Here is a 9333-nt window from a genome sequence, read left to right as displayed (position 1 = left end):
CCTCCTATCTTTGCATCTTTGGGTGCATCTTTGGGTCAAATGGCACCAGTTATGACTTTATTACTATAAATTATTAAATAAAAATAAATAAAAAAAGGCCCCTAAATTAATAGGGGCTGATCCAGAAAGAGTATATTATAATGAAAAAAACTAAATTTAGATTAAAAACAAAAGATATTTTTTTAACTTATTCTAAATGTCTTTTAGGTAAAGATAAAATCCATAATCATATTAAAGAATTAATGAATTTAAAAAAGAAAGAAATTTCATATATTATTTCTAATACTGAAAACCATCAAGATCACAAAGAAATACATACTCATGTTCTTTTTCAATTAACAAAAAATCTTGAAATTGAAAATCAAAGATATTTTGACATTGATGGCTTTCATCCCAAAATTGAAACTGCTCGTGATATTGAAAAATCAATTGATTACATAAAAAAAGATGGCGACTTCATTGAAGAAGGCACCCCTAGACATAAAAAATACGTTCGTCAAAACCAAAAAGAAGAACGTAAACAATTGATTTATGATGAAATAGATAGATTAAAAGATCAATATTATCATGATGATAATTTAACTTTAAATCGAGTTAAAAGAAGTTTAGATGAATTCATAATTAATCTAGATCGTGATTTTTATTATGAAAAAATAGATTTTATTGATCAAGTTTTAAATAAAAAATTCACTAAAAAAAAAGAAGAGTTAGAAGATGAAGAAGAATTTTTCAAACCTGAATATTCTTTCGATTCATTCAAAACTAACTCTAAAACTAATGAGATAATTGCTTCTCTAAACCAACAATTATCAGCTCAATCATTAGGTGATCGTTCTAAATCTATTGTGATTGAAGGACCTAGTAGACTCGGTAAAACCGAGTTTATATTAAGTTATTTAACACATTTAAACCTTCACTATAATTATAACAGAGGTGAGTTTGATTTTAGCAAACAAACTCATAAAAATGCTTATAAAATAAATATTTTTGATGATATAAGTATTTCTCAAATCAGAAAAGAAGGTTTATTAAAACATATTATAGGTGGTCAAAAAGGTTTTAGTTATAATGTTAAATATGCTCCCAAAAGAACAATAGCTGGAAAGAAATTAAGTATTTTTTTAGTTAATCCAGATATTTCATTTGAAGATTATTGTAAATGGTCTCGTGATAATGGTCATAGATTTCATGAATATATAGAGGATAATTGTATTTTCATATATATTTCTGATAAATTATATTAATAAATTTCGGTTGCGCCAAATTTTAATTTTAATCAATCTATCTAATCTAGAATATCTCTAAAACACATTATTTTGCCCCTATATCAAGTTTATATTCAGCAAGAGGGTAGAATTATATTAAGTAATGCACTATTCCTTTTAACTCCACCCCTCATTCTTTTTTAGATCTGTGTTTGCTGATTCTGTTTGTTAATCCTCATACAATTAGAAGTGTCTTTTTTAAGAGAGCTTGGTCGCTTTCATCCGCTTGTCAATCCTCACAATATATAAAAGCATTAAGCGCAATAAAAACGAATGTAAAAAAAGTATTTTTTTATGTGAGTTTTTATGCTTAATGCTATATTGGGAGTAGGATTGATAAGACGGATAAATGAAAGAGACTAAGCTATTTTATATTTATAAAATTATTAAAACCAAAGATAAATAATTATGTTACCCCTATAAATTACTATTTTGAAATTTAGGGTTTTTTTTATATCAAAAATTCGCTAGTGTTTTCCTAGGGGGGTTCTGCTAACTTTATGCTAGAAAGCAAGTTTGTGGGACTTTTTTCATTTTAATAGGTATTTACTTACTTTACGCGCGCATGGGGAATAACATTGCCCCATGCGCTACTAGTATTTTCCTAGGTTTTTATATCCCACCAATAGTCCCACCAATTGCAATTGGTGGGAGTTTTTATTCAATGTGTGGGATTTTTTTATATGACCGTTAAATCCTTTAGGATTTAATGGGCACAATGGCTCTTAAAACGTAGTTTTAAGGGACACAATGATTGTTAATTATATAATTAACAATCACATTCACTAACATTTTGAAAAAATGTTATGTGACATTTGAATGCCCCAAAAAAATAGAACCAGTTAAGAACAACAAAATAATTAAATTATTTATTGATGTTATAATTTATATTTTTTAAATTTTAAAATTTATTATATTAAAATATTTGAAAAAGAATATTATTATGAATTAAAAAATAGTTTATTTAATGAAAATTTTTTAGAATTATTATATTATTTTTTCTTTCTTTTATTTCCTATTTTGATTTTTCTATATATAAGATTATTTAATTCCAAAGCAAATAAATTTACAAAAATATTTTGTGGTATATATGGTCTTATTTGGGGATTGTTTCCTGGTTTATTTATATTATTTGGTTCTTATCAAAAAGAAAGTCGTTATTTAGTTTATTTTTAATATTTTATTTATATTATTTAGTTAAATACTTATCGTTTTCTGTTATAATATAAGTGTATTCCTCTGACAAAAAAAACATTATTATTTAATTTTAATATAAAATAAATGTTAAAATTATTAATGACTCTATGTATATGTTTGTCAGAGGACATATATGTAGGGTCATTTTCGTTATATTAAGCCTACATTAAAATATATAAAAAAAAATAGTTATGTAAATCCCACTCTCACCAAAGACAAAGATTTATATAACTACATACGAAAGGATGCATATTAAATGCAAATATTCAATTACAACATAGATGTATTTATTTCAAAAATAAATATCTACGTCACTATCATTATATCATTTTGTAAGGTTAGATTTAACAGTATAATTGCTCTTAAAAGTGTTGATTTTAGTTTAGGTAATATTTTTAATAGTATAGAGATAATTCTTCAATTTGCTTTAACTATTTTTTATTTTTTAATTTTTATTACTGTATTAGCTTTTGTAGTTTCTCCTATTTTTAATATTATTAAAATAATAATAAAATTAATTTTTAAAATAATCAAATTACCATTTAAATTAATTATCAAATTAATTAAAATATTTAATAAATCAAAGTCGCTTATTAAACCATCTGTTGAATCATCAATTAAAACCAATATTCCTGATAAAACTGATTTAATTAAATTACAAAAAAAGATATCTGAATTAGAATATAAGCTTAATTTACAACAAAAAAGAAATAATGTTATTAAATCAATAAATAATCAAAATTATAATCAAAGAGGTAAATAAAATTGGAAAATAATAATCAAAAAAAAACAACAAACATTATCTTTATCATTTGGGGTTTATTTTTTACTGGATTTATTTTTGTTTTTTTAATGCTTCTTTTATTATCTATTAATGAAAATAAATCTAAAACTGAAAACTCAAACCAACAAGATCAAGAAACTGTTCAACCTCAATCTAATATTCCATCACAAGAAGAACAAGAAAAAACATATAATGCTATTATGTTTAAACTTGATAAAGAAATTGATGCATTAAATGAAACTAAAAATGTTATTTTTCAACCAGGTACTAAAATAATAAGAAAAATAGAATTCTTAAATTCCCAAGGTGATAAATTTAAAGAAATAATTTATCAAGATGATGGTAAAACAATTAAATACATTGAAGAATATGACAAAGATACTCGTAATCAAATTAAATCTACTAAATATCAAGATGACGGCAAAACAATTCACTCTATCTACAAATATGACAAAGATACTGGTAACAAAATTAAATTAACTCAATATTATGGTGATGGAAAAACAATTACCTGGATTGACGAATATGACAAAGATAATGGTCACAAAATCAAATCCACCGACTATAAATTAGACGGCAAAACAATTCACTCTATCGACGAATATGACAAAAATACTCGTAAAAAAACTAAATCTATTATATATCAAGATGATGGAAAAACAATTGAATATATTGACGAATATGACAAAGATACTGGTAAAAAAATCAAATCTACCGACTATAAATTAGACGGCGAAACAATTCACTCTATCAACGAATATGACAAAAATAATGGTAAAAAAATTAAAAAAATTAAATATCAAAATGATGGTAAAACAATTCACTCTATCATCGAATACGACCAAGATACTCGTAATATAATCAAAACCACCAAATATCAAAATGATGGTAAAACAATTACCTGGATTGACGAATATAACAAAGATACTGGTTTTTCAATTAAATCTACTAATTACAAAGACGACAATAAAAAAATTACCTGGATTGACGAATTTGACAAAGATACTGGTCAAAAAATAAAATACACCAAATATCAAGATAATGGAAAAACAATTCACTCTATCAATGAATATGACAAAGATACTAGTAAAAAAATCAAATCCACCGACTATAGATTAGATGGCGAAACAATTTACTCTATCAGCGAATATGACAAAGATACTGGTAACAAAATTAAAACAACCAATTATCAAGATGATGGAAAAACAATTGAATATATTGACGAATATGACAAAGATACTGGTAAAAAAATCAAATCCACCGAATATAAATTAGACGGCGAAACAATTCATTTTATTGAAGAATATGACAAACATACTGGTAAAAAAAATAAAAAAATTAAATATCAAAATGGTGGTAAAGCAATTCACTCTATCAACGAATATGACAAAGATACTCGTAATATAATCAAAACCACCAGATATCAAAATGATGGTAAAACAATTACCTGGATTGACGAATATGACAAAGATACTGGTTTTTCAATTAAATCTACTAATTACAAAGACGACAGTGAAACAATTAATTTTATTGACGAATATGACAAAGTTACTGGTAAAAAAATCAAATCCACCGACTATAGATTAGATGGCGAAACAATTTACTCTATCAGTGAATATGACAAAGATACTGGTAAAAAAATCAAATCCACCGACTATAGATTAGATGGCGAAACAGTATACTTTATCAACGAATATGACAAAGATACTGATAAAAAAATAAAATACACCAGATATCAAAATGATGGTAAAACAATTTCCTGGATTGACGAATATGATAAAGATACTGGTAAAAAAATAAAATACACCAGATATCAAGATGATGGTAAAACAATTATCTCTATCGACGAATATGACAAAGATAATGGTAAAAAAATTAAATTCATTAGTTATGAAAATGATGGTAAAGCAATTTCCTGGATTAACGAATATGACAAAGATACCGAAAAACTAACAAAATCCACCAAATATAAAAATGATGGAAAAATAATTGAATACATTGAAGAATATCCAAAAGAGAATATTATGAAACCAAAACGTACTGTTTACAAAGATGACGGAACTATTCAAGAAATTATTAATCCTTAATTATGAATAAAAAAAGAAAAATTATATCAATAATTTGATTTATATTTATTTTAATTATTCTTTTAATTTTACTATTCCTTTTAGGTTTAAGATTGCCTAAATTATCTTTATTCAAAAAAACAACCTCAAAATAATCAAGAAAAACAAACCAAAAAAGTAATATATCAAAATCAATATGTTTATGATACTAATAAATTTCAAAATATTATTAAATTAATGAATGCTTTAAAAGAACTAAAATAATTACAATTTGAAAAAATTAAAAATAAAAATCCTTTAATTGATTATTTAAAAAAACCATCTAAATCTTCTCTTTTAAATTTACCTAATTCTTTTAATTCTTTAGCTAATCCTCATCAAAAAAAATCTTTAATTCCATCAAATATAACTGAAAATGATTATGATAAAGAAATAAATACTAAAAAACAAATCGCCGAAGCATTAATTATATGTGGAACTATTGTACTTGGAGGAACTCTTGTTGTAATAGAAGCTCCTGCAATAGTAGCTTCATTATCTACTCTCTACTGATTTAGTTATTAATACCAGTTTATTAGGTAATTTAATGAATAAATTACTTCTATAAAATATAATAAAATACTTCCCTATTATATTAGGGAAGTTATACATGAAAGATAAAAAAAAATGAAAAAAATCAATAAATTTAGATTAAAATCAAAAAATATTTTTTTAACCTATTCAAAATGTCCTTTGGGTAAAGATAAAATTCATAATCATATTAAAGAATTAATTACTTCTAAAAAACAAGAAATCTCATATATTATTTCTAACACTGAAAATCATAAAGAACACAAAGAAATCCATACTCATGTTCTTTTTCAATTAACAAAAAGTATTAATATTAGAAATGAAAGATTCTTTGATTTTGAAGGTTTTCATCCTAAAATTGAAACTGTTCGTGATATCGAAAAATCAATTGACTATATAAAAAAAGATGGCGACTTCATTGAAGAAGGCACCCCTAGACACAAAAAATACGTTCGTCAAAACCAAGAAGAACGTAAACAATTAATTTATGATGAAATATTTAGATTAAAAGATGAATGTTATTATAATAATAATAATTTAACTTTAACTCAAGTTAAAAAAGTCTAGATGAATTTATTACAAAAATAAAAATCTATGTTACTATTATTATATCATTTTTTAAGGTTAGATTTAACAACATAATTGCTCTTAAAGATGTTAATTTTAGTTTAGGCAATATTTTTAAATAGTACAGGTATAATTATTCAATTTATTATTTTTAACAATTTTAGTTTTTATAGGAAGTATTTTTAAATATTATTAAAACAATTTTTAATGTTATTAAAATAATTTTTAATGTTATTAAAATAATTTTTAAAATCATTTTTTATCCTTTTAAACTTATTTTTTTATTAATTTTTAAATTAATTAAATTTTATTTTTTAAATCTTATTTTTATTTCAAAAAAATTTAAATCATAAAAAAAATATAATTGTTAATAATAATTTAAATAATTTTGATGATTTAAAAAATAAAATAAATCAATTAGAAAAAATGATATTGTAAAGTAAAAAAAATAAATTAAAAATAAAAAAGGAATTAAGAAAATGTAAAAAAATAGCGTTAATCAACAATTTCATAAGTTTAATATTTTTTTATCATTTGGGATATAATTATATCATTTTCAATAATTTTATTTTTGAATATATTTAGAATTAATTTATATAAAAAATATAAAAAAATAAAATTCATTAGTTATGAAAATGATTCTTTAAAATAGCTACTTTTATTAAAAAAAAAAAAAAATATGAATTATTAAATAAATTTAACAATCAATTTATAGGATTAAAACAAAATTATAATAAAAATTAATTTCATGAAGATAAAAAATTTAATTAAAAATATCGTTAAAAATTCTGATAGTACAATAGATTATATAACTCAAACTGATCCATAATCAAATAATTTAGTCAAAAAAAATCATTATAACCCAGATAGCAAATTTGAATCAATTGATGAATACAACCCATAAAAAATAAATTAATTAAACAAATTGATTATGATTTTGAGGTTAAAAAAATTAATAGAATCACATTATGGTAAAATAATTAATAAAGGAATAAGTTCCACGAAAATAGAACCAGTTAAGAACAATATTTTTTTCTAAAAAAACAAATTATCTATTAATTACTTTTATTGTAACTCAAAATAAATTTATGTAAATACTAAAATTTAAATAAAATAATTTTTTTACTTAATTATCTAATAAAAAACAAAGGTTAAGAAAATTAACCAACTACTAAAAAAATAAATAATTAAAATATGATTTCTTAAATTGGTTTATATTTGTAGTTTAACTTATAATTTTATTTTTAAAATATTATATAGGGGTAAAATAATACGTTTTAGAGGTGTTGTAGTTGTTTAATGTAAACCATTTTTTAACCATAAGAATAAAAAATAACACAAAATGCCCTCAATTGAGGGCATTTGTTTTAATAATTTATTTATTAATATTTTTATATTCTAAAGGTGATAAATAATTTAAATTTTTATTTTTCGATAAGTTTTATAATATTTAATATAATCATTAATAATTTCTTTAACTTGAAATTCATTAAGGTTTTGCATTTTTTCATAATGGATAGTTTCACACTTCATATTTACCCAAAATGATTCCATACATATATTATCAGTTGGCGTACCTATTTGCTTGAATAACTTGCAATTGTATTGTTTTGTTTTTCGTTTTTTTGTATAAGTTAAAGACACAAATAGTATCAGAAAGCAATACTAATAATAATTAAAAAATTTTATAATTTGTTGTTATTTTTTGTTTCTTTTTTAATATGTAGTTTTATTCCTATTTACTTATTATATTAAACTACAAAAAAATATTATACATAAAATTATTTCAAAAATGGTTTTAAGGTTAATTTTAAAAAAAACTTAGTTAAACAAGATATTATAAAAAAATAGTAGTATAATAAAGAAGAAAAAAATTAAAATTTATAAATATTTTTTTTATTTTATTTAACATTGAGTTCATAAATTTCTTCTTGATTTAAAGTATTTTTCTTTAACAAAGAATTAGTAATTTTTTCTACTAAATCTTTATTTTTTTCTAAAATTTCTTTAGCTTTCATATAACATTTATCAATAATTTTTTTAACTTCTTGATCTACTTGATAACGAGTTTGTTCTGAACATCTTTCAAAATTAATATATCCTAACGAACTCATACCAGAATGACAAACCATATTATAAGCCTTAGAAGTAGCTGATTTTAAATCTAAATAAACACCATCAGTCCTTGAATTACAAAATATTTCTTCGGCAACAACCCCTCCTAAAGAACATGTGATATCTTCTAATAATTGTTTTTCAGATGAAAAAAAATATTCTTCTTCAGGGGTTGCCCACATATAACCTAAAGCATTCCCGCGCGGAACAATTGTAATAATTCTAACTTTTTTAGAATTAGTAGAACTTTTCATTTCAACTACTGCATGTCCTGCTTCATGGTATGCAGTCGTGTTTTTTTCTTGTAAAGTAATTTTTTTATTTTTTCTAGCAATTCCCATAGATAATCTTTCAATTGCTTCATCTAATTCATAAATAGTAATCATTTCTTTATTATTCCGAACTGCCAAAATTGAAGCTTCATTCAAAACAGCAGCAAGTTGTGCTCCGCTAAAACCAGGCGTCCTTTGTGCTAATTGCAAAAAGTTAATATTTTTATTCATTTTTTTATTTTTTGAGTGCACTTTTAAAATTTCACATCTTGCTTCTAAATCAGGCAAACCAACATTAAATTGACGATCAAATCTACCAGGACGAATTAAAGCAGGATCAAGAACATCAACACGATTAGTAGCAGCTATAACAACAATTCCTGATGTTTTTGAAAAACCATCCATTTCACTTAAAAGTTGATTAAGAGTTTGGTCTTTTTCTGAACTTCTACTATAATCATTTCCTCTTGTTCCACCTAAAGCATCAATTTCATCAA

The 9333-nt window shown here is 22.8% G+C and carries 6 protein-coding genes and 1 pseudogene; 5 read left to right on the top strand and 2 right to left on the bottom strand.

Going from position 1 to position 9333, the window contains the following annotated elements; genetic code table 11:
• Nucleotides 1–140: 140 nt before the first annotated feature.
• From J8J04_RS02600 to J8J04_RS03405, 5 genes and pseudogenes are all read left to right on the top strand, one after another.
• A complete protein-coding gene (locus tag J8J04_RS02600; protein ID WP_212332032.1) occupies nucleotides 141–1244 on the top strand; it encodes a hypothetical protein in 1104 nt (367 codons plus the stop codon).
• Between the two features lie 1474 nt (nucleotides 1245–2718).
• Nucleotides 2719–3225 carry a hypothetical protein gene (locus J8J04_RS02595; protein ID WP_212332029.1) on the top strand — a complete coding sequence of 169 codons (507 nt, stop codon included), beginning with the start codon at nucleotides 2719–2721 and terminating at the stop codon, nucleotides 3223–3225.
• 2 nt (nucleotides 3226–3227) lie between these two features.
• On the top strand, nucleotides 3228–5333 hold the full coding sequence (locus J8J04_RS02590) for a DUF2963 domain-containing protein (RefSeq protein ID WP_212332021.1): 2106 nt from the start codon (nucleotides 3228–3230) through the stop codon (nucleotides 5331–5333).
• 645 nt (nucleotides 5334–5978) lie between these two features.
• Nucleotides 5979–6449 carry a hypothetical protein gene (locus J8J04_RS02585; RefSeq protein WP_212332018.1) on the top strand — a complete coding sequence of 157 codons (471 nt, stop codon included), beginning with the start codon at nucleotides 5979–5981 and terminating at the stop codon, nucleotides 6447–6449.
• 838 nt (nucleotides 6450–7287) lie between these two features.
• Nucleotides 7288–7353 (top strand): annotated as a pseudogene (locus tag J8J04_RS03405) (hypothetical protein); the annotation flags it as partial.
• A gap of 512 nt (nucleotides 7354–7865) precedes the next feature.
• Here the strand turns inward: J8J04_RS03405 and J8J04_RS02580 are convergent.
• Nucleotides 7866–8003: a hypothetical protein gene (locus tag J8J04_RS02580; RefSeq protein ID WP_225885835.1), complete on the bottom strand. Its 138-nt coding sequence runs from the start codon at nucleotides 8001–8003 to the stop codon at nucleotides 7866–7868.
• A gap of 347 nt (nucleotides 8004–8350) precedes the next feature.
• On the bottom strand, nucleotides 8351–9333 hold a 983-nt coding region (locus tag J8J04_RS02575), incomplete at its 5' end, for an AAA family ATPase (RefSeq protein ID WP_212332015.1).

The sequence above is a fragment of the 'Fragaria x ananassa' phyllody phytoplasma genome, from assembly GCF_018274325.1.
Classification (GTDB): Bacteria; Bacillota_I; Bacilli_A; order Acholeplasmatales; family Acholeplasmataceae; genus Phytoplasma.
The sequence above is the reverse complement of the archived record's forward strand: the minus strand, read 5'-3'. Positions and strand labels throughout refer to the sequence as shown.

What these genes read in the sequence shown, in the direction of transcription:
- J8J04_RS02600 (WP_212332032.1), top strand. Translation starts at nt 141, where the DNA reads ATGAAAAAAACTAAATTTAGATTAAAAACAAAAGATATTTTTTTAACT.
- J8J04_RS02595 (WP_212332029.1), top strand. Translation starts at nt 2,719, where the DNA reads ATGCAAATATTCAATTACAACATAGATGTATTTATTTCAAAAATAAAT.
- J8J04_RS02585 (WP_212332018.1), top strand. Translation starts at nt 5,979, where the DNA reads ATGAAAAAAATCAATAAATTTAGATTAAAATCAAAAAATATTTTTTTA.
- J8J04_RS02580 (WP_225885835.1), bottom strand. Translation starts at nt 8,003, where the DNA reads ATGGAATCATTTTGGGTAAATATGAAGTGTGAAACTATCCATTATGAA.